This is a genomic window from Mesorhizobium sp. L2C084A000 (assembly GCF_000502875.1).
In the GTDB taxonomy this organism is placed as follows: domain Bacteria; phylum Pseudomonadota; class Alphaproteobacteria; order Rhizobiales; family Rhizobiaceae; genus Mesorhizobium.
Map to the genome: position 1 here is coordinate 120,540 of NZ_AYWX01000003.1, position 21,637 is coordinate 142,176.

The window sequence follows — 21,637 nt, forward strand, 5'->3', positions numbered from 1 at the left end:
AGAACGTCATGGAACCGCGCATCTCCATCATCACCATTGCTACCGACGATCTCGACCGTGCGGTGCGCTTCTACGAGGCGATGGGCTTGAAGCGGCATGCCGGTATCACCGACGGTGTCGCCTTCTTCCAGATGGGCGGCGTCATTCTTGGCCTGTTCCCACGTGCCAGCGCAGAAGAGGATTCCGGCATTGCCTTCGCCGCGGCGCCATCGGCGGTCTACCTCGCCTACAACACCCGCTCCGACGCCGAAGTCGACGACGTGCTCGCCAGGGCGCAAAAAGCCGGCGGCCGCATCGTCAAGCCGGCCGGCCGGGCCTTTTGGGGCGGCTGGTACGGCTACTTCGCCGACGCCGACGGGCATGTCTGGGAAGTGGCGCACAATCCGGCCTTTCCGATCGCGGAAGACGGCACGATTTCGCTCCCCGGCTGATGGCCCATCGCAAGCAGCTGACGCGGCTCAAAGCTCCCTACCTCAAGCGTATCCTGCTTGATCCCGCGCGGGTCGAGGATTGGGAAAAATATCCCTGGAACCTGCCGCTGTTTCGCGGCCATGAGTTCGAGCTCGAATTCACCACGCCGATCACCATCATTGTCGGCGAGAACGGCACCGGCAAATCGACGCTGCTCGAGGCGATCGGCGCGTTGGCCGGCTATGATGAGGTCGGCGGCGGCAAGGGCTATCGGCCGGTGGACCATTCCAGCGCCATCGACAAGAGTGGTGCTGCATTGGCCAACACATTCCGCGGTCACTGGCTGCCGAAAGTCACCGCCGGCTGGTTCTTTCGTGCCGAATCCTTCTACTCCGTGGCCCGCTATCTCGATCAGGCAGCGCTGGAGTCTGGCGGGGCGCCGCCGGACTTCCTGTCCTGGTCGCATGGCGAGGGCTTTATCCGATTTTTCGAGGAGCGCTGCCGCAGGCAAGGCATCTACATCCTCGATGAACCCGAGAGCGCACTGTCCCCGACGCGCCAGATCGAACTGCTCAAGATGCTGCGGCGCATGGACCAGTCGGGCACCGCGCAAGTGATCATGGCGACGCATTCGCCGCTGCTGATGGCCTGTCCCGGCGCGCGGCTGTTCCGCATCAGCCGGTTCGGGCTGGAACCCGCCGACTTTCGCGACACGGACCACTTCCGCATGCTGCGCGATTTTAGCAATGACCCGGATGGCTTTCTCGACGAGGCGTTGTATGAGGACGAGGCATGATCCACGATAGTTACGACAACACCTACATCGCCGGCATCCTCAATTCGGTGAAGACCGTCGCCATGGTCGGCGCGTCCGCCAATGATGTGCGGCCAAGCTATTTCGTGCTGAAATATCTGCTGGCCAAGGGCTTTTCGGTGTTCCCGATCAATCCCGGCCAGGCCGGCAAGGAGATACTCGGTCGGATGACCTATGCCAGGCTCGCCGATATTCCGGAGCCGGTCGACATGGTCGACATTTTTCGCGCGCCGGCGGCAGTGCCCGGCATCGTCGACGAGGTGTTGCGGCTCGATCCCCTGCCGAAAGTCATCTGGATGCAGCTTGGCGTGCGCCATGACGAGGCAGCCGCGCGCGCCGAGGCCGCGGGCATCAAGGTGGTGATGAACCGCTGCCCCAAAATCGAATATGGCAAGCTGTCCGGCGAGATCGGCTGGACCGGCGTCAATTCCGGCGTGCTGTCGTCGAAGAAGCCGCTGATGCGCTCTGGCTTCCAGAGTTTTGGCGTCCGCCAGAAATAGGCGAGGGGCGAAAGCGCAAAATTATTCCGGCAAACGCCGTATTTTCCTGCCGCTTGATAGAAGGTCCTGCACGGAAGGGTATTTTCTTCTTTGCATTCGAGGCCGGGCTTCGCCAAGAATGCCCGGCGAATTTCAGAAGGTTTTTCAGGGAGGTTTTCAGTGACCCGCACGCCAGGTTTCAACACGCTCGCCGTCCATGCCGGCGCCAAGCCCGACCCGGCGACCGGCGCTCGCGCCACGCCGATCTACCAGACGACCTCCTTCGTCTTCGACGATGCCGACCATGCCGCCTCACTGTTCGGACTGAAGGCTTTCGGCAACATCTATACCCGCATCATGAACCCCACCCAGGCGGTGCTGGAAGAGCGCATGGCGGCCCTCGAAGGCGGCACGGCGGCTCTTGCGGTCGCCTCCGGCCATGCCGCGCAGGTGATCGTGTTCCACAATCTGATGCAGCCTGGCGACAATTTTGTTGCCGCCAACAAGCTCTATGGCGGTTCGATCAACCAGTTCGGCCATGCCTTCAAGAATTACGGCTGGGAGGTGCGCTGGGCCGACACCAACGACATCTCGACCTTCGAAAGCCAGATCGACGACAGGACCAAGGCTCTCTTCATCGAGAGCCTGGCCAATCCGGGCGGCACCTTCGTCGATATCGAGAAGATCGGCGACATCGCACGCAAGCACGGCCTGCCGTTGATCGTCGACAACACGCTGGCCTCGCCCTACCTGATCCGGCCGATCGAGCATGGTGCCGACATCGTCGTCCATTCGCTGACCAAATTCATCGGCGGTCACGGCAATTCGATCGGCGGCGCCATCGTCGATGGCGGCACCTTCGATTGGTCGAAGTCGGGCAAATATCCGATGCTGTCGGAACCGCGCCCCGAATATGGCGGCCTCGTCCTGCACGAAACCTTCGGCAATTTCGCTTTCGCCATTGCCGCGCGTGTGCTCGGCCTGCGCGATCTCGGCCCGGCGATCTCGCCGTTCAATGCCTTCCTCATCCTGACCGGCCTGGAAACCTTGCCGCTGCGCATGCAGCGCCACTGCGACAACGCCGTGACGGTTGCTGCCTGGCTGTCCAACCACCCCAAGGTTGCCTCGGTGAACTATCCCGGCCTGCCCAGCGACAAGAACAACGCCCTGCAGAAGAAATACTCACCACTTGGCGCCGGCGCCGTGTTCACCTTCGCTCTCAAGGGCGGCTATGACGCCGGCGTCAAATTCGTCGAGGCGCTCGAACTGTTCTCGCACCTGGCCAATGTCGGCGACACCAAGTCGCTGGTCATCCACCCGGCCTCGACCACGCACCGCCAGCTTTCCGACGAGCAGAAGGTCAAGGCCGGCGCAGGACCGGACACGGTGCGGCTTTCGATCGGCATCGAGGACGTCAACGACATCGTCGCCGACCTCGAACAGGCGCTTGCCAAGGTCTGATCTTTTTTACCCTCCTCCTTGTGGGGAGGGTCGGCGCGCAGCGCCGGGGTGGGGGTGAGCCGACGCGAAGCCGGCTCTTTCATGGAGGCAAGTTCTTGTCCGCGCATTACCTGACAATAGCGACTGACGCCGTCGAGCCTGAATCTGGCGCGCCGGCGCCGGACCGGCTGATCTCGGGCGATCCCAAATTCCGCACCTGGAATGTCGAGGAGCGCGACGGCGGCCTCTACGCCGGCATCTGGGAATCGACCCCGGGCAAATGGCGCATCGTCTATGACGAGTGGGAGTTTTGCCACATCCTGTCCGGCGTTTCGGTGATCGCGGAGGACGGTGGGCAAGCGCGCACCGTTCGGGCCGGCGACAGCTTCGTGCTGAGGCCCGGCTTCAAAGGCAGCTGGGAAGTGCTTGAAACGACTCGCAAGGAATATGTGATCAAGCTGTAGACCATGATCCCGAAAAGTGGAGGCCGGTTTTCGGGTAAAGATCATGGTCGAACAACAACAGATGTGCGGATCAAACGATGCGATCGATATCGCTGTCCGAGAATCCGTATCGCGCCATCATCTGTCGGTGCCAGTCGCTGCCCACCAATTCATCGAGGCAAGCATCGATGCGCCGGAGCAGGGCTGAATTGCCTTTGGCGATCGCGAAGGCACCGGCCGACGGCTGCTTTTCAATCGAGGGAACCTCGACAAGTCCAAGCCGCATTTCGGGCCGCCGGGTCAGATAGCCTCGATGCGCCATGGCGACGCTGGCATCGGCGTGCACGACGCCGTTGGCCACTGCGTCCGCCGCATCCGCCTGCGTTGCAAACATCCTGATCTGCCCAGGCGCAATTCCGTTGTGCAGCGCCGTAAGGTGCTGAACCTGATCGTTTATGACACCAATCAACGCTGTTCCGTCCTCGGCAATGGATTGGTAGCCGCGAAAGCCGCACGGATTGTCCACCGCGACCAGCAACCCGTCCTGCAACGCCCATATCGGCCGTGTGAAGTCGACAAGCTGCCTGCGCTCTTCGGAGAAGAACAGGCCGGTCGTCATGGTCCAACGGCCCTCGACCAACCCAGGCAGCAGCTCAGCGAATTCGGTTTCGATCGGCTTAAAGCTCGCCAATCCGAGCATGTCACCGAGCCTGCGCGCAAGCTCGACGTCACAGCCTGAGACCTCGCCCGGTGCGCCGGTGAAGCAGAATGGCGGCTCTTCCAGGAAGGCGAATTTCAACTCGGTCATGTCAGGCAAAGCGTCGCCGTCCTATTTTGCCGGAAACTGGCTGAGGCAGCCCCAGGTTCGCGATCGTCAAAAGCCGACGGCGAGCGTTTCCAGCCCATGGAAGTGGTAAGTGTCGCGGAAGCTTGGGCTTTCGGCAAGATGCAGCTTCGGATGCCGTTCGAACAAGGTTTTCAGCGACACCTGCAATTCGAGCCGGGCGAGCGGCGCGCCGATGCAGAAATGGATACCGGCGCCGAAGGAGACGTTCTTCTGGTCGGCACGGTCGGGCCGGAAAGCGAGGGGATCGGCGAAGGCGCGCGGGTCATGATTGGCCATGCCAAGCAGCAGCCCGATCGTCTGCCCCGGCTGCACGACGATGCCGGGCGAGACTTCGATCTCCTGATAGGCGTAGCGCGTGAACATGTGCAGCGGCGCGTCGAACCGCAGGCATTCCTCGACCGTTGCCGCGGTCGTCTCGGGCGAGCCGAAGAAGCGGCTGACATCGCCCCCTTGCGCAAGGATCGAGCGGACGGCATTGCCGGTCTGGTGCACGGTCGCTTCATGGCCGGCATTGAGCAGCAGGATCGCCGAGGACACCATCTCGTCCTCCGACAGCTTTTGGCCATCCTCCTGCGCCGAGATCAGCAGCGACAAAAGGTCGTCGCCGGGATTCCTGCGTCGTTCGGTGACGTAGCCACGGAGGAAATCCGCAAATTCGCGCGCGGCGCGGTTGGCCGTCTCTTCGATTTCGCGGGTGCGGCCATGCATATACATGGCAACCATCTGGTGCGACCAGTCGAGCAGTTGCGGCCCCATTTCGACCGGCACGCCGAGCATTTCGGCAATGATGGTGATCGGCAAGGGCGCCGCGAAAGCAGGCAACAGGTCGACCGTCTTGCCTGGTTCGAAACGGTCGATCAGGTCGTTGGCCAAGGCCTCGACACGCGGCCGCAGCCTTTCGACCTGGCGCGAGACGAAGGCGCGGTTGACCAGTGTTCTCAGACGCGTGTGCACCGGCGGCTCCAGTTCCAGCATCGAATTGGCTTCGAGCCTGTCGAAGGCCCTGAGATGGCTGCGGTCCTGTCCAATGCCGCGGCTGTCTGGAATGCCGGCCGGGTTCTGGCGGCCGAAGCGGCGGTCGCGCAGCAGCCGGTTGACGTCGTCGAAGCCGCCAAAGCACCAGAAGCCGAATTCTTCCCAGAAGAATGCATTCGATACGCCATGCAGGAAAGCATAGGCATCATAAGGGTTTTGAAAAAAGGCCGGCTCGTGCGGGTCGAGCCGCAGGCGTCGAGTGGCTGGATCAAAGACCAGGGCGGGTGGCGTCAATTTGCTCATGCCAGACCAATAGCGCGGCTTGCCAGCCTGGTTCCAGACCGTATGTTGGCGCCCGCAATCGAATACGTTGAGCCAGCCGACCGGCTGCGGAAAGTCTGATTTGATGAATGTGATCGTTGTCGGCGCGGGCATTGCCGGTCTCTCCACGGCGTGGTCGCTGGTCAAGGCCGGCCACAGCGTTTCGATCGTCGAGCAAGGGCCGATCCCAAACCCGATGGCCGCGTCGGGCGACCATCATCGCATCATCCGCCGCGCTTACCGCGCGGGGACCGGCTATGGCCGGCTGATCACCGAAGCCTACCAGGCCTGGGACGAGATGTGGGCCATCTCGGCGAAAGCCATCTTGATGCGCGCGGATTTGTCTGCGTTTCGCGCGAACCGGGCGACGAGGCCGAGGAATATCGCGAGGGCCTGGAAGAAGGCAATTTTCCGTTCGAATTGCTGGAGCCCGATGCAGCAGTGAAACGCTGGCCGTTTCTCGAAGCCGGCTCGTTTCGCTACGCCTATTTCTCGACCGAAGGCGGCGCCCTGCATTGCCGCAAGATAGCCTCCGGCATGGCAAACTGGCTGCGCGCCAACGGCGCCAATGTCTACGAAAACAGCAAGGTCATCGAAGTCGACGCCGAAGCCGGCCACATCGTGCTCGAAAGCGGCGAGACGATGCAGGCCGACCGTATCGTTGTCGCCGCCGGCGCCTGGGTGCTGAAACTGTTTCCGGAACTGGACGGCGAGCTGAAGACCTATCGAACCGCACTCGCCTATGTCGAACCGCCGGCCGACCTCAAGGCCGCCTGGCGGGTGGCACCGGTTGTCCTCGATGTCGGCGGCGCGATCGACGGCTATGTGATCCCGCCCTCCGGCGGCGCCGGCATGAAATTCGGGTCCGGGCTGCACAGGGTGCCGACCAGCGACGCCGATTGGAACCGTCAGCCGGTGGCGGGCGAGGGCGAGGCGATCCGCAACCTGTTTTCGCCGCCGATCGCGCGCATCGAGGAATACAGGGTGACCGAGGTGGTCACCTGCGCCTACACCTTCACCGAAGATGAGAAGTTCTTCGCTCACGAGCGAGGAAAATGCCTGATCGTCTCGGCCTGCTCCGGCCATGGCTACAAATTCGGCGCTGCGGTCGGCCGGCGCGTTGCGGCCGCGGTGGGCGACGGCGACATCGCCGGCCTGAAGACATGGCTGCGGGCGGAAGTGGCCTGAACGCCGCCAGGTTGAAGACTCACTCAGCGATTGATTTCGTCTGCGGCGGCAATGACTTCGGACACAATCGCCTGCACGTCATCTGGGGTCGTTCGGTGATTGACGAAACACGCGCGCAGCGCGAAATGGCCGTTGATCGTCGCATTCGACAGATACACCCGGCCGCGCGCGATCACGCGGCGCAGGATCGCTTCATTGTTCTTTGAGCGGTGGCGGAAACAGACTGCGCTTAGCGATACGGGTGCAAGCTGTTCCAACTCCGGCTGCGACGCGATTGCCTGCGCCAACATCTGGGCATGGTTGAGATCGCGGGCGATGGCTTCGCGATAGGCACGGCGTCCGTGATACTGCAGCGACATCCAGAGCTTCAGCGCACGGAAGCGTCGAGAGAGTTCGATCGACTCCTCAAAGAACGCAAATGCTTCCGTAGGGTCATCGCTCAGTATCCTGACGTAGTCGTCGCTGTGCGAAAAAGTCTTTCGCGCAATGTCCGGGTGACGATAGAGCAGGCAGCCGCAATCGAGTGGCTGATAGAGCCATTTGTGCGCATCCAGTGACAGCGAATCCGCCGAAGACAACCCTTGGAACTTTTCCGGCGCCGCAAGAGCCGCCAGCCCTCCGTAGGCACCGTCGACGTGCATCCACAGCGCCTCCCTCCGGGCGATGTCTGCAATCTCGGGAAGGGGATCGATCGCACCGGAGATGATGGTGCCGACCGTGGCCACGATGGCGATGGGCATGTTTCCGGCCTCGCGGTCGACGGTGATAGCCGCCTGGAGGGCATCCGTCCGCATCCTGAATTTGTCGTCGACAGGGATCAAACGGAGATTTTTTCTACCGATCCCCAACAGCGCGACGGCCTTTGGAATGGACATGTGCACTTGCTCGGAAGCATAGATCACGCAGGGCCGCACGCCTGTTTCGTTGGCTGGTAGCTTCGCTTCCCGCGCCATCGCCAGGGCCATGAGGTTCGCCGTCGAGCCGCCGCCGCACAGGCTGCCTGTAAATCCGGGGCAACCGACAGCCTCCGCCAACCACCCGATCACGGCGCGTTCGATCGATGTCGCAGCCGGAGCCGACCGCCACGACGTCACATTCTGATTGAGCACCGCAGCCAGCAGCTCCCCCAGCGCGCCGACCGGTTCGCCGGAGCCGACGACATAACCGAAGAATCTGCCGGTTGAAGGCCGCACATGCTCCGCGATCGACTTGAAATCCTGCAAGACTTCCCGTCCGCGGCCGCTCTCCTGCCAAGGCCGCGAGAACAGTTCGGTCGTCTGTTTGCCGCTGGTCGTGGGATACGTCCGACGTTCCTCGAGGGAGGCCCAGTAACCTTTGGCAAGCGCCAAGGCTTCTTCGGCAAGGTCTGACAATTCCTGATTGGAAATTTCCAGGTCGCGCATGCCCTCAGCCCTACGGAGATCCGCTGCGACGCAGGTTACGCTATGCTCGCTAATCCTGGCAATGCCTGGGAATATGCACCCGCCGCCAGCCCGATGAACCTTCGCGAACCAGCACGCGGCGCGCGATGGTCTGGTAGGAGGCGGGAACATCGATGACGCGCCTTTGCTCGGGCTGCACCAGCACCTCCTGGGCGATCCTGTCGTACTGTGCGGGGATGACCACGCGCCGCGTGCGTTCGGGCTGGATCACCACGGTTTTGGCAACACGTTCGTAGCGCGCCTTGTGCCATACCTTGCACAGCACCTTGCGGCCATGGATGACGCGCCATTCCCAGGAGTAGCCGCCGCCATCGACCCGGACCGTGCGGTAGACGGTGCGGGTGACGGCCGGCACGATCTGGTAGGTCACTTGCGCCGGAACGGTCATCACGACGCGCTCGCGCGTGCCATAGATAGGGGCGATATAGTCGACCTGCTGGCCGGGCGGACTGATCATCACGTCTTCATAGACCGTGTCGTAGACGGCCGGACTGCGGACCGGTTCATAACATTCGACGGCGCGGCCGCCGGCCGCCGTCTGCGAAATCGTGCCGAGCATGGTCAGCCCGGCGATGGTGAAGCATGCGGTTTTCCCGGGCATGACACTCCCCCTGTTGAACTCTACGCATAAGTTCAACGTTGAATTGTAGAGGAAGCCGTTTCGGAGAAAAGCGGTTTCGGCGCATTTCGTTAAGTGACGCGGTTAAGAAACTGCTACCTTGCGCGGCCGGCCATGCGGCTCCGGACCCGCGGAAGCATCCGCCGCCGCGAATCCTTGGTCAGAAAGCTTGATTCGACTTACCCAGATGGCTAGGAGGGGTCGGCCTTGCACAAGGATGAGCCGGCATCCTATTTACGGAATAACGATCCAGAACCGATTCTGCCCGATCCGCCAGCATTCCCGGCGCCGGAATCCCACCGCGAGATAAGAGACAACTGATGAAGAACCCCGTCGAAACCTACATGAACCTCGTTCCGATGGTGGTCGAACAGACCAATCGCGGCGAGCGGGCCTACGACATTTTCTCGCGTCTCCTCAAGGAGCGCATCATTTTCATCACCGGTCCGGTCGAGGACGGCATGGCGACGCTGGTCTGCGCGCAGCTTTTGTTCCTCGAAGCCGAGAATCCGAAGAAGGAAATCAACCTCTACATCAATTCGCCGGGCGGCGTCGTCACCTCCGGCATGGCGATCTACGACACCATGCAGTTCATCAAGCCGGCCGTGTCGACGCTCTGCATCGGCCAGGCGGCTTCGATGGGTTCGCTGCTGTTGACCGCCGGCCACAAGGATATGCGCTTTGCCACGCCGAACGCCCGCATCATGGTTCACCAGCCTTCCGGCGGCTTCCAGGGCCAGGCGTCCGACATCGAGCGCCATGCCCTGGATATCATCAAGCTGAAGCGTCGCCTCAACGAGGTCTACGTCAAGCACACCGGCAAGAGCTACGAAGAGATCGAGAAGACGCTCGACCGCGACCATTTCATGACCGCTGACGAAGCCAGGGATTTCGGCCTCATCGACAAGGTCATTTCGTCGCGCGAGCCGCCTGAAGGCGCTGTGGCATAAGGGCTTATTGGCAGTTGGATGGCGGCATCACGCGCTTTTGGTGTGTCTTGCGGCATTTCGGCCACAATTGGCTGTTCCCTCGGGGGACAGGATTGCCTACGTTAAGGCTATGTTGAGTTTCGGCGGCTTAGCTTTATGCGGGGTTGTCGCGAATCATTGCCACGTTTTCTGATTTGTGTTTCGTACGGAATGCGTTGCGGGAGCCGGAACACACTGGCGGCGGCGGATTCCCGCGATAGATAGAGTATGCGCCCTTTCAGCCAGACCATCGGCGGGCGGCCATGAAAGGACATGAAAATGAGCAAGGTCGGCAACAACAGCGGCGATTCCAAGAACACGCTTTACTGCTCGTTTTGCGGCAAAAGCCAGCACGAAGTGCGCAAGCTGATCGCCGGTCCGACGGTCTTCATCTGCGACGAGTGCGTCGAACTCTGCATGGACATCATCCGTGAGGAGAACAAGACCTCGATGGTGAAGTCGCGCGAAGGCGTGCCGACACCGCAGGAGATCCTCAAGGTTCTCGACGATTATGTCATCGGTCAGCCCTATGCCAAGCGCGTGCTGTCGGTGGCGGTCCACAACCACTACAAGCGCCTCGCGCATGCCGGCAAGAACAACGATGTCGAACTGGCAAAGTCCAACATCCTTTTGATCGGCCCGACCGGTTGCGGCAAGACGCTGCTCGCGCAGACGCTGGCCCGCATCATCGACGTGCCCTTCACCATGGCTGATGCGACGACGCTGACCGAAGCCGGCTATGTCGGCGAGGACGTCGAGAACATCATCCTGAAGCTGTTGCAATCGGCCGACTACAATGTCGAGCGGGCCCAGCGCGGCATCGTCTACATCGACGAGATCGACAAGATTTCGCGCAAGTCGGACAATCCCTCGATCACCCGCGACGTGTCGGGCGAGGGCGTGCAGCAGGCGCTTCTGAAGATCATGGAAGGCACCGTCGCCTCGGTGCCGCCGCAAGGCGGCAGGAAGCACCCGCAGCAGGAGTTTCTGCAGGTCGATACGGCCAACATCCTGTTCATCTGCGGCGGCGCCTTCGCCGGGCTGGACAAGATCATCTCGGATCGCGGCCGGAAGACCTCGATCGGCTTCGGCGCGGTCGTCGCTTCGCCGGAGGATCGCCGCACTGGCGATGTCTTCCGCCTGGTCGAGCCCGAGGATCTGTTGAAGTTCGGTCTTATCCCCGAATTTGTCGGCCGTCTGCCGGTTCTGGCGACGCTGGAAGACCTCGACGAACCGGCGCTGATCCAGATCCTGACCGAGCCGAAGAACGCGCTGGTCAAGCAGTATCAGCGGCTGTTCGAGATGGAGAATGTCGACCTGACCTTCCACGAGAACGCTCTTTCGGCGATCGCCAAGCGCGCCATCGAGCGCAAGACCGGCGCGCGCGGCCTGCGTTCGATCATGGAGGCGATCCTGCTCGACACGATGTTCGAGCTTCCCGCGCTCGAAGGCGTGCGCGAAGTGGTGATTTCGGAGGAGGTGGTGACCGGCAGTGCCCGGCCGCTCTACATCTACTCCGAGCAGAAGGAAAAGAAGGGCAATGTCAGCGCCTGACATGAGCCCGCAGCGAAATTCTGGAACGGCGCCGCAAGGCGCCGTTTTGCTGTCGCGCAGGGGTTTTGCGCGGCGTACGGCTTGGCGTCGCAAATGTGTCACTCGCGGACGGGTTGGAAGTGCGGATTTGGACGCGCCCCTTGATCTTTGGGGGTCGTGCATCCAACTAACTGGAGAAGGCCGAGGTGCCCGATTTCTGTGCTGTAAAACTCCCGTCACAAACGGTGGTAGGCGGAACGATCCCCGGTCGTTAATATAAGATTCGCGGTTGGCTGATTGGCAGCCGCGACATGAAAGGTTGGACAATGGCCAAAGTATCCAAGGCACCCAGCGACGGCGTCTTCGCAGTTCTCCCACTGCGCGACATCGTGGTGTTCCCGCACATGATCGTGCCGCTCTTCGTCGGGCGTGAGAAGTCGATCAAGGCGCTGGAAGAGGTGATGGGTCAGGAAAAGCAGATCCTGCTTGCCACCCAGATGAATGCCGCCGACGACGATCCCGAGCCCGATGCCATCTTCGACATCGGCACGCTCGCCAATGTGCTGCAATTGCTCAAGCTGCCCGACGGCACCGTCAAGGTTCTGGTCGAAGGCGCTTCGCGTGCGAAAATCGTCTCGTTCACCGACCGTCCCGACTTCCACGAGGCCCGCGCCGCGGCGCTGGTCGAGCCGGAAGAGGAAGAGGTCGAGGTTGAGGCGCTGGCGCGTTCGGTCGTCACCGACTTCGAGAACTACGTCAAGCTGAACAAGAAGATCTCGCCCGAAGTGGTGGGTGCTGCCAGCCAGATCGACGACTATTCCAAGCTCGCCGACACGGTTGCCTCGCATCTCGCCATCAAGATCCCTGAGAAGCAGGAAATGCTGGCCACGCTCTCGGTCAAGGAGCGGCTGGAAAAGGCTATGGGCTTCATGGAAGCCGAAATCTCCGTCCTGCAGGTGGAGAAGCGCATCCGCTCGCGCGTCAAGCGCCAGATGGAGAAGACGCAGCGCGAATACTACCTCAACGAGCAGATGAAGGCGATCCAGAAGGAACTCGGCGAAGGTGAGGACGGCCGCGACGAGGCCGCCGAGATCGAGGCGCGCATCAAGAAGACCAAGCTCTCCAAGGAGGCCCGCGAAAAGGCGGAAGCCGAGTTGAAGAAGCTCCGGACGATGTCGCCGATGTCGGCTGAATCGACCGTCGTGCGCAACTATCTCGACTGGATCCTGTCGATTCCGTGGGGCAAGAACTCCAAGGTCAAGCAGGACTTGGCTTTTGCGCAGAACGTGCTCGACACCGATCATTTCGGCCTCGACAAGGTCAAGGAGCGCATTGTCGAGTATCTCGCCGTGCAAAGCCGCCAGAAGAAGCTGAAGGGGCCGATCCTGTGCCTCGTCGGCCCTCCCGGCGTCGGCAAGACCTCGCTCGGCAAGTCGATCGCCAAGGCGACCGGTCGCGAATTCATCCGCATGGCGCTTGGCGGCGTGCGTGACGAGGCCGAGATCCGTGGCCACCGGCGCACCTATATCGGCTCGATGCCCGGCAAGGTCATCCAGTCGATGAAGAAGGCCAAGAAGTCCAACCCGCTCTTCCTGCTCGACGAGATCGACAAGATGGGCCAGGACTTCCGTGGCGATCCGTCATCGGCGTTGCTCGAGGTCCTCGATCCGGAACAGAACTCGACGTTCATGGACCATTACCTCGAGGTCGAATACGATCTGTCGAGCGTCATGTTCGTGACGACGGCGAACACGCTGAACATCCCGGCGCCCTTGATGGACCGCATGGAGATCATCCGTATTGCCGGCTACACCGAGGACGAGAAGATCGAGATCGCCAAGCGGCACCTGATGCCGAAGGTGATCCGCGATCATGCGCTGCAGCCGAAGGAGTTTTCCGTCGGTGAGGACGCGATCCGCGCCATCGTCCAGACCTACACCCGTGAAGCGGGCGTCAGGAGCCTGGAGCGCGAGCTGATGAAGCTCGGGCGCAAGGCGGTGACCGAAATCCTGAAGACGAAGAAGAAGACGGTGAGCATCACGGCGGAGAACCTCTCCGATTACCTTGGTGTGCAGCGCTACCGCTTCGGCCAGGTCGAGGCTGACGATCAGGTCGGTGTCGTCACAGGTCTTGCCTGGACGGAAGTCGGCGGCGAACTGCTGACGGTCGAAGGCGTCATGATGCCCGGCAAAGGCCGCATGACGGTGACCGGCAACCTGCGCGACGTGATGAAGGAATCGATTTCGGCGGCGGCCTCCTATGTCCGCTCGCGCGCCGTCGATTTCGGCATCGAGCCGCCGCTGTTCGACAAGCGCGACATCCACGTGCACTTGCCGGAAGGCGCCACGCCGAAGGACGGCCCGTCGGCAGGTGCTGCCATGGCGACAGCCATTGTGTCGGTACTGACGGGTATTCCGGTCCGGGCGGATGTGGCGATGACCGGCGAGATAACGCTTCGCGGCCGCATCTTGCCGATCGGCGGGCTCAAGGAGAAGCTGCTCGCCGCACTGCGCGGCGGCATCAAGAAGGTGCTGATCCCGGAAGACAATGCCAAGGATCTGGCGGAGATTCCGGACAATGTGAAGAACGGCATGGAGATCATTCCGGTCTCACGTGTCGGCGAGGTGTTGCGGCACGCGCTGGTGCGTATGCCGGAGCCGATCGAATGGGTCGAACCGGTCAATCCGCCGGCCGCGACAGACAGTGCCGACGACGCTGGAAAATCCCTGGCGCATTAGAGCTCCGGGCGTCCATCTGGACGCACAAAGGACGCTCTAACGCTCAGACTTGTGCATGGCCCCTGCCGAAAACCGGCTACGGTTTTCAGGGCCATGCATTGGTTTTCGTCAAGGTTGCAGCGCACAAACGGAGAGCCGGGCCTAGCGCCCGGCTTTTTCATGTGAAAAACCCAGCATTTCCGGGCTTTTTCCGTTTTTTTCCTGCCTTTTCGGCTTGGTTGCGGCAACGCTTCTTTCTACAGTCCGTTTCCTGCCGGATGAGTCGATAGTTCCGGTGTTCTCATGGAAGGGAATTTTTATGAACAAGAACGAACTGGTGTCCGCTGTCGCCGACGCCGCGAGCATTTCGAAGGGTGACGCGCAGTCGGCGGTCGATGCGGTATTTTCCACCATCACCGGCGAACTGAAGAAGGGCGGCGATGTCCGGCTTGTCGGCTTTGGCAATTTCACCGTGTCAAAGCGTGCCGCCTCGACCGGCCGCAATCCTCAGACCGGCGCCGAAGTGAAGATCCCGGCGCGTACCGTGCCGAAGTTCTCGGCCGGCAAAGGCCTCAAGGACGCAGTCAACTAAGCGCCTTTTTCTTTTCAGAGACCAGAAAAGCCGGGCTTGCCCGGCTTTTCATTTTCGTGGCCTACGCACGTACACACGACCAGAAAAGCCGGGCTTGCCCGGCTTTTCATTTTTGTGCCAGACGCTGACGCGACGGCGGCCGGCTTATGCGGTCGGCGCTTCAGGGCGCATAAGGCCTTCCTTCTTGAGATCGGCCCAAAGGGCTGCGGGCAGTTTCGCATCGAGCAGCGAGCGATTGCTCTCGACTTCGCTCGGCCGCTGGCCACCGGGGACCACTGAGACGACCGAAGGGTGCAGTAGCGGGAATTGCAGGGCGGCCTCGATCAGCCGCACGCCATGGCGCTTGCAGACGCTCTCGATGCCGGCGACGCGGTCGAGGATGTCCTTCGGCGCTTCGGAGTAGTTGTAGTAGGCGCCGGGCTTCGGTCCGGTCGCCAGGATGCCGGAGTTGTAGGGGCCGCCGAGAACGATGCCGATGCCGCGTGCCTGGCAGAGCGGCAGGAAGGACGTCAGCGCCTCCTGTTCCAAGAGCGTATAGCGACCGGCCAGCAGGAACAGGTCGAAGTCGCCGCGCTCGGCCAGCGTCTGCGCGACCTGCCACTCATTGATGCCGCCACCGAACGCCTTGATCACGCCCTGGTCGCGCAGCGACAGCAAGCCGTAATAGCCCGAGCGCATGAACTCTTCGAGGCGCCGGTCGGAGGCTTCCTTGCTGCCATGGGTGAAGATGTCGACATCGTGCACGAAGAGGATGTCGATCCGGTCGACGCCGAGGCGCTCAAGCGAGGCTTCGAATGAGCGCATGACACCGTCATAGCTGTAGTCGTACACCTCGCGGCGCGACGGCGTGTCGAAGAATTTGCCGATGCCGGTGCGCTCTTCGGGCGGGCAGGCACGCATGATGCGGCCGACCTTGCTCGACAGCACATAGTCGTCGCGCTTCTTGCCGCGCAGGAACGGGTTGAGCCGCGTTTCCGAGAGGCCGAGCCCATAGAGCGGCGCGGTGTCGTAGTAGCGGCAGCCGGTCGCCCAGGCGGCCTCCAGCGTGGCGTTGGCGTCCTCGTCGGAGACGGCACGGTAGAGGTTGCCGAGCGGCGCCGTGCCGAAGCCGAGCTCGGTGAAACTGATGCCGCCATTGCCGATGCGGTCGAAATGCCGTGTCTTCATATGCTGCCGTTTGCCTCGTTTGATTTGTCTGACATGACACTATCATGCCTGTGGTCCGGCAAAAGCATCGCTGCGCGTTGGACACGCATTTTCGCGGTTGCTAGCATGAACGAAATCAAGCTGTTCGTAGCAGCAAGAGCGGCAAATCCCAGGGTAATTTTCAATGGCAGGTTTGCGGTGAGCAACAAGAGCAAAAGCCTGTTCGAGACCGCGCTTGAGGAGCTCGGCGGCGTGCTGGCACGCATCGACGAAAGCCGGATCGACGCCGCCTGCAAAATGCTGGCCGGCGCGCGACAGATCGTCGTCTATGGCTGCGGCCGCGAGGCCTTGCAGGTCAAGGGTTTTGCCATGCGGCTCTACCATTTGGGCCTACCGGTTTCCGTGGTCGCCGACATGAACACACCGCCGCTGGGGCAGGGCGATGTCTTCCTGGTCAGTTCCGGGCCGGGAGAGACCTCGACCGTGCTGACCTTGATGCAGGTCGCGCGCCAAGCAGGTGCAACCAATCTCCTGTTGACCGCCCAGGCCGAAGCCAGCGCGGCAAGGCTTGCCGACTTCACCCTGCTCATTCCCGCGCAGACCATGGCCAACGATCAGGGGGCGCAAAAAACATCGGTCCTGCCGATGGGCTCGGTGTTCGAAGGCGCACTGTTCCTGCTGTTCGAGGTGATGGTGCTGAAGCTCAGGGAATTGATTGGCGCGTCGCCTGAAGCAATGCGCGCCCGCCACACCAACATGGAATAGATCATGCGCTACGAACTGATGCTGCCACACCAGATCCGCAGGGCGATCGCCGAGAATTGGCCGGTCGCTCTGCCGCTTGGCGTGCTCGAATACCATGGCGAGCACATGGCCGTCGGCATGGACACGCTGGCCGTCGTCAAGACGCTGGAACTGTTCGAAAAGGAGAAGGACGTCGTCATCCTGCCATCCTTCTACTACGGCGCGGCAAGCTATGCGGTGGCGCCGCCGGAAGGCAGCGGCTCGGTGCAGGTCGGCGGCAATGCGCTGGCGCCGTTCGGCGAGGAGCTGTTCTACAGCCTGCTGCGCATCGGCTTTCGCAACATCCACGCCATCATCCACCACCAGACCGAGAATTTCGCCGCCGGCATGCCGACCGATCTGGCGTTCAAGACCGCCGGTCGCCAGGCGATCTTCCGCTTTCTCGAAAAGGAACGCGGCGAGGGCTGGTGGGGGTCGCAGGCGATGGCCGACTACTATTCCGGGCACGCCGCGGGTGAAAATTTCTTCAACTGGGTACAGGTTCATCCGCTGATGCCGGCTGACATGAACGGCAAGTACCCGTTCGACCATGCCGGCATCGGCGAGACATCGCTGATGCTGGCGCTATGCCCGGAGGCGGTGGACGCCGGTCACTTCGACGACAACAAGAGCTGGTATACGGCGAGCGCCAAGGACGCTTCGGCTGAGCTTGGGCAGAAGGGTGTGGCTATGATCCTCGATCACCTGCGGATGATTCTGAGGAGCTAGCTACGAGATTGTCGGGCGGCTTTGGTAGTTCGTCATCCTAGGGCGAAGCAGGAGCGAAGCGACGTCGCGGAGACCCTAGGATCCATGCCGTGACCGCAGCCAACGAACGCTGCGGCGCAGGATAGAAGCGGTTCGCAGCGGCCTTTCCTCGCGTCAAAAGTTTCTTCACCGTGGCGGAGCGCCGATGTCACGGCATGGATCCTAGGGTCTGCGCCGCGTCGCTTCGCTCCTTGCTCCGCCCTAGGATGACGAAGTGATGGAGCCTGGCGCCACTCGCCCTACTTCACCGCACCCGCGGTCATGCCCATGATCAGATAGCGCTCCAACGCGATGCCGATGACGGCGAGCGGCGCGATGGCCGCCGTGGCGAGCGCCGCCATCGACCACCAGTTGATGCCTTGCGAGCCGGTCTGGCTTGCCACCATGACCGGGATGGTCTTGGCGTCGGTCGAGGTCAAAAGGGCGGCGAAGAAATACTCGTTCCAGCACAGCACCATCGCCAGGATGAAGGCGGCGACCATGCCCGGCAGCGCGATCGGCATGACGATGCGGAAGAAGGCGCCCCAGATCGACAGCCCGTCGACAAGCGCTGCTTCCTCGAGCTCGACCGGGATCGAGTTGAACTGGTCGCGCATGATCCAGATGACGATCGGCAGCACCATCAGCGTGTAGAGCAGGATCAGCCCGACGCGCGTGTCGAGCAGGCCGACCTCGCGGTAGAGCACCAGGAAGGGCAGTGCGAGCACCACCGGCGGCAGGATCAGCTGCGACAGGAAGAAGAACGAGATGTCCTCGTTCCTGAACCAGGCGAAATGATAGCGATAGCGGGTGAGCCCGTAGGCGGCGAGGCTGCCGATGACGATGGCGAGGCTCGACGCGCCGACCGAGGTAATCACCGAATTCATGAAGCGCTTGAGGAACTCCTCGCGCACCGTCGAGGTCTGGAAGATCGAGTCCGGCGACAGACCGAGCGAGCGCCAGCCCTTCCAGTCCGGCTGGAAGTCGACGAAGGGGATGAGATGGCCCTGGGTGACGTCGACCGCGGTCTTGAACGAGGTCGTGATCGTCCAGTAGATCGGGAACAGGCAGATGAACGCCCAGAAGGCCAGCGCCCCATAGATGAAGACGCGGCTGGCGAGGAAGCTCGCCGGCGAGCGGATCTCTGAGGCGACATATTCGGTGGTCTGAACGCTCATCTCAGCTCAATTCACATTTCGGACAAAACGATTGGCGAATTTCAACAGCCACGTGACGAACACGACGATGATCACCAGATAGGCCATCGCCAGCATGGTTCCGTAGCCGACATTCGAACGGTCGCGATATTCGCGGTAGATGAAGCTCGACACGGAATCGGTGGCGCCGCCCGGGCCGCCCGACGTCACCGTGATGATGATGTCGGCAAGCTTCAGCTTGAAGATGATGCGCAGGATCACCGCCGTCACCGACACCGGCAGCATCAGCGGAAAAGTGACCTGCCAGAAGGTCTGCCACGCACTGGCGCCGTCGACGCGTGCGGCTTCGAGCACCTCGCGCGACATCGCCTGCAGCCCGGCCAGCAGCATGATCATCATGAACGGAATGAAGGTCCAGGCATCCAGTATCATGATCGATATGCGCGCGATGATCGGGTCGGAGAAGAAGGCCGGATTTTCCCAGCCGAGATGGCGCGCCAGCGTTGCGGCCGGTCCGAACCGGTATTCCATCAGCGACTTGCCGATCATCCACGACACGGCGACCGGCGACAGCATCAGCGGCATCAGGAAGACGACGCGGAAGAATTTTCGCGCCCGGATCTGGGCGTTGAGGAGCAGCGCCAGGCCGAAGGCGATGACATATTCGACCGCCACCGCCAGCACATAGAGCACCATGTTGAACAGCGCGTTGCGGTAGTAGGGATCGGCCAGCATCTGCCAGAAATTGTCGAGCCCGTTGAACTTGCGGCCACTGAAGGAACTGAGGTTCCAGTCGGTGAGAGCGATGTAGAATCCGAACAGCGTCGGGAAGATCACCATGGCGATGGTGAACAGCAGCGCCGGCAGCAGGAACAGGGCACGTTGGCCGTCCTCGCCGCGCGTCAGCACCTGGCCGACGCCGATCGCCACGCCCCACAGAACATAGGCATAGACGACGGGGCGCCAGGTCTCGAAGCCGATCGTATCGGCGCTGCCCTTGTAGAGGATTTCCAGCACGATGACCGCCAGCAGGCCAAGCGTCGCAACGGCCATCAGCGCCCAGCCGAGCCGCTTGCGGCCTGGAGAGATCAGATCGGAAGGGCCGGCATCTGCCGGCCACTGGTTCGCGGTCGAAGTCTGGTCAGCCACAAATCTCGCCCGTTTGAAGGCTCTCGAGGAGCCGGAGCCGGTCTAAAGTGGTCCGGCGTTGCCGCCGGACCACGGTTCATAGGCCAGCCTACATGCCGAGCGAAGCTTTGTAGAGCTTGATCTGGTTGTCGCGGCCGATCTGGTCGGTCAGCTTCTCCCAGGCCGCCGCGATGGCGTCGGCGCCTTCCTGCGCCTTCATCTTGCCGGCGAAAGTGTTGGCCAGGATGTCCTCGGCGGCGCTGTAGTACTGGAAGATGCCGGGGATGCGTGGCTCAATTGCAGCGTTCGGATGATTGTAGCTGTCGGATTCCGACTTGAGGTAGGAGGTGATGAACGCCTCGTCGTAGCCGGCCGCCACCCATTCGGGAATGTCGAAATGCGAGTTGCGGTAAGGCTGGAAGCCCGATGGATACATCGCCGTCCAGATCGACAGGTCCTTGCCGCCGAGATGCGCGGCAGCGGACCAGGCCGCCTTCTTCTTCTTTTCGTCGGCATCGACGCGGGCCATGACATAGACGCCCCAGCCGAGATAGGCGCAGTTGGGCGCATAGTTCGGGCCGCTGGCGAGCTTGTCCCAGGCGCCGGTCTTCGCATTGTAGACATCGTCCGAGCCCGGCAGGATCGAGAAGCCGGTGACGTCGCCGACGACGGAAGAGTCGTTGGTCTTGACGTTGGAGCCGACGTCGCCCCACCAGGTGACCATCGAGCCGGTGCCGGCCAGGAACTGCTGGAAGGCGGTCGTGTTCGGATCGGCGTTGATCTGGTCGGCGGGTTCGGACGGCAGCGCGTCGATGACGTCCTGGATGGCGCGCACCCAGGCCGGATTGTTGACGCGCGGCTTCATCGTGTCGGCGTCGAACAGCCAGGCCTTGTCGTCCGGATGCTTGGCATAGGCGCTAGCGCGGCTGCCGAGGAAATAGAAGCCGAAACCACCCCACGCCTTGGGCGCGTCGAGATAGCCAAAGACGTCCTGGTCCTTGAGTTTCTTTCCCTTGAGGAACTTCGTCACCGCCTGGACCTGCTGCCAGGTCTTCGGCACGCCCCATTCACCTTCGCCGCCGCCGTCCTTCCAGGCCTTGGCGAGGTCGGCATCGGTAAACACGTCGGTGCGGTAGTTGAAATTGTGCGCGTCGCCGTCGACGGTCACGCGGTATTGCTTGCCGTCCCAGGTGCCGACCGGCGGCTGCAGATAGGCCACGACGTCCTTCATGTCGATCTGGTCCTTGACCCAATCCGGCATTTCCGAGGTCAGGCCCTTGCCGCAGACATCGCCTTCGAACGGCGCGCCCATCTCGATGATGTCGAAATCGACGGTGCCGGTGGCGATCGACTGCTGCAGGCGGGCGTTGTAGTCGGCCTGCGCCAGGTCGATCCAGTTGATCTTGGCGCCGGTATAGGTCTCCCATGGCTTCAGGAAGCCGCGGAACAGCACATTGTGCAGGTTCTGGTTGTTGAGACCCATGAAGGTCAGCTCGACGCCGGCGAATTCGCCTTCCTTGACGTTGGCCTTGGTCGCCTCGAGGCAGAGTTCACCGACCTTCTGGAAATCGGCGTCCGTCGGCTGGCCTTTGCCGACGCCGGGGATCTGCAGGATTTTGGAGCGCAATTCGCTTGCCGCGGAGGCCGGTCGCGTCAAGGCGCCAAGTCCGGCGCCGGATGCGGCTGCGATCGCGGCCATGCTGGCCGCGCCCTTCAATATGTCGCGCCTTGTGGCGCCGGCACGAACCAGTTTCTCGTAAAGACCCGTTCTCATCGCCTATTTCCTCCCAGAACATCAGTGTGAATAAATCGGCCAACTGTCGGACGCTGGAGCGCCAAGGATGCTCCCCGGTTCGGAAACGAATTAGGCAGGACCCCACCCTGCGT

At 62.0% G+C, this 21,637-nt stretch carries 19 protein-coding genes and 1 pseudogene; 12 read left to right on the forward strand and 8 right to left on the reverse strand.

Annotated elements, in window-relative coordinates; all coding sequences use genetic code 11:
- Positions 1-8 precede the first annotated feature (8 nt).
- The 5 genes from X735_RS156495 to X735_RS156475 all read left to right on the forward strand — a co-directional run bounded on the left by X735_RS156495 (position 9) and on the right by X735_RS156475 (position 3,608).
- Positions 9-431: a VOC family protein gene (locus X735_RS156495; RefSeq protein ID WP_023810276.1), complete on the forward strand. Its 423-nt coding sequence runs from the start codon at positions 9-11 to the stop codon at positions 429-431.
- Positions 431-1,207, forward strand: a complete 777-nt coding sequence (locus X735_RS156490) for an AAA family ATPase (protein WP_023810277.1) — start codon at positions 431-433, stop codon at positions 1,205-1,207. Before X735_RS156495 ends, X735_RS156490 begins: the two co-directional genes overlap by 1 nt.
- Positions 1,204-1,725 (forward strand): CoA-binding protein, encoded by a 522-nt coding sequence (locus X735_RS156485; protein WP_023810278.1) that lies wholly within the window; start codon positions 1,204-1,206, stop codon positions 1,723-1,725. The genes X735_RS156490 and X735_RS156485 overlap by 4 nt, the downstream gene beginning before the upstream one ends.
- 159 nt (positions 1,726-1,884) lie before the next feature.
- Positions 1,885-3,165, forward strand: coding sequence for an O-acetylhomoserine aminocarboxypropyltransferase (locus X735_RS156480; protein ID WP_023810279.1), 1,281 nt, complete (start codon positions 1,885-1,887; stop codon positions 3,163-3,165).
- 95 nt (positions 3,166-3,260) lie between these two features.
- Complete coding sequence (locus tag X735_RS156475) at positions 3,261-3,608, forward strand: cupin domain-containing protein (RefSeq protein ID WP_023810280.1); 348 nt, start codon at positions 3,261-3,263, stop codon at positions 3,606-3,608.
- A 70-nt stretch (positions 3,609-3,678) separates the two neighbouring features.
- Here X735_RS156475 and X735_RS156470 read toward each other — a convergent pair whose 3' ends face one another.
- A complete protein-coding gene (locus X735_RS156470) occupies positions 3,679-4,395 on the reverse strand; it encodes a transporter substrate-binding domain-containing protein (RefSeq protein WP_031212921.1) in 717 nt (238 codons plus the stop codon).
- 66 nt (positions 4,396-4,461) lie between these two features.
- A complete protein-coding gene (locus tag X735_RS156465) occupies positions 4,462-5,712 on the reverse strand; it encodes a cytochrome P450 (RefSeq protein ID WP_023810282.1) in 1,251 nt (416 codons plus the stop codon).
- A 103-nt stretch (positions 5,713-5,815) separates the two neighbouring features.
- Here X735_RS156465 and X735_RS01000000165700 point away from each other — a divergent pair.
- Positions 5,816-6,918: pseudogene (locus tag X735_RS01000000165700) on the forward strand (FAD-dependent oxidoreductase).
- 23 nt (positions 6,919-6,941) lie between these two features.
- On the opposite strand, the gene X735_RS156460 reads toward X735_RS01000000165700, so the two are convergent.
- Both X735_RS156460 and X735_RS156455 read right to left on the reverse strand, forming a co-directional pair.
- Positions 6,942-8,321, reverse strand: a complete 1,380-nt coding sequence (locus X735_RS156460) for a pyridoxal-dependent decarboxylase (RefSeq protein ID WP_023810283.1) — start codon at positions 8,319-8,321, stop codon at positions 6,942-6,944.
- A 49-nt stretch (positions 8,322-8,370) separates the two neighbouring features.
- Positions 8,371-8,961, reverse strand: a complete 591-nt coding sequence (locus X735_RS156455) for a hypothetical protein (RefSeq protein ID WP_023810284.1) — start codon at positions 8,959-8,961, stop codon at positions 8,371-8,373.
- 338 nt (positions 8,962-9,299) lie between these two features.
- Between X735_RS156455 and X735_RS156450 the strand changes: the two genes are divergently transcribed.
- The 4 genes from X735_RS156450 (at position 9,300) to hupB (ending at position 14,789) form a co-directional block, all read left to right on the forward strand.
- Positions 9,300-9,929: an ATP-dependent Clp protease proteolytic subunit gene (locus X735_RS156450; RefSeq protein WP_023810285.1), complete on the forward strand. Its 630-nt coding sequence runs from the start codon at positions 9,300-9,302 to the stop codon at positions 9,927-9,929.
- A 297-nt stretch (positions 9,930-10,226) separates the two neighbouring features.
- Positions 10,227-11,501, forward strand: a complete 1,275-nt coding sequence (gene clpX / locus X735_RS156445; protein WP_013532190.1) for an ATP-dependent Clp protease ATP-binding subunit ClpX — start codon at positions 10,227-10,229, stop codon at positions 11,499-11,501.
- Positions 11,502-11,806: 305 nt separating this feature from the next.
- Positions 11,807-14,218, forward strand: coding sequence for an endopeptidase La (gene lon, locus X735_RS156440; protein WP_023810286.1), 2,412 nt, complete (start codon positions 11,807-11,809; stop codon positions 14,216-14,218).
- Positions 14,219-14,516: 298 nt separating this feature from the next.
- Positions 14,517-14,789, forward strand: a complete 273-nt coding sequence (gene hupB / locus X735_RS156435) for a DNA-binding protein HupB (protein WP_023810287.1) — start codon at positions 14,517-14,519, stop codon at positions 14,787-14,789.
- A 144-nt stretch (positions 14,790-14,933) separates the two neighbouring features.
- Here hupB and X735_RS156430 read toward each other — a convergent pair whose 3' ends face one another.
- On the reverse strand, positions 14,934-15,956 hold the full coding sequence (locus X735_RS156430; protein WP_023810288.1) for an aldo/keto reductase: 1,023 nt from the start codon (positions 15,954-15,956) through the stop codon (positions 14,934-14,936).
- Positions 15,957-16,133: 177 nt separating this feature from the next.
- Here X735_RS156430 and X735_RS156425 point away from each other — a divergent pair, with 177 nt between their 5' ends.
- Together X735_RS156425 and X735_RS156420 are read left to right on the forward strand one after the other, a co-directional pair.
- Positions 16,134-16,700: an SIS domain-containing protein gene (locus X735_RS156425; protein WP_023810289.1), complete on the forward strand. Its 567-nt coding sequence runs from the start codon at positions 16,134-16,136 to the stop codon at positions 16,698-16,700.
- 3 nt (positions 16,701-16,703) lie between these two features.
- Entirely contained in the window at positions 16,704-17,447 is a 744-nt protein-coding gene (locus tag X735_RS156420) for a creatininase family protein (protein ID WP_023810290.1), read from the forward strand.
- 278 nt (positions 17,448-17,725) lie between these two features.
- Here X735_RS156420 and X735_RS156415 read toward each other — a convergent pair whose 3' ends face one another.
- The 3 genes from X735_RS156415 to X735_RS156405 all read right to left on the reverse strand — a co-directional run bounded on the left by X735_RS156415 (position 17,726) and on the right by X735_RS156405 (position 21,524).
- Positions 17,726-18,643, reverse strand: coding sequence for a carbohydrate ABC transporter permease (locus X735_RS156415; RefSeq protein WP_023810291.1), 918 nt, complete (start codon positions 18,641-18,643; stop codon positions 17,726-17,728).
- Positions 18,644-18,649: 6 nt separating this feature from the next.
- Positions 18,650-19,771, reverse strand: a complete 1,122-nt coding sequence (locus X735_RS156410) for a sugar ABC transporter permease (protein ID WP_023810292.1) — start codon at positions 19,769-19,771, stop codon at positions 18,650-18,652.
- Positions 19,772-19,859: 88 nt separating this feature from the next.
- Entirely contained in the window at positions 19,860-21,524 is a 1,665-nt protein-coding gene (locus X735_RS156405; protein ID WP_023810293.1) for a sugar ABC transporter substrate-binding protein, read from the reverse strand.
- Positions 21,525-21,637: the final 113 nt, after the last annotated feature.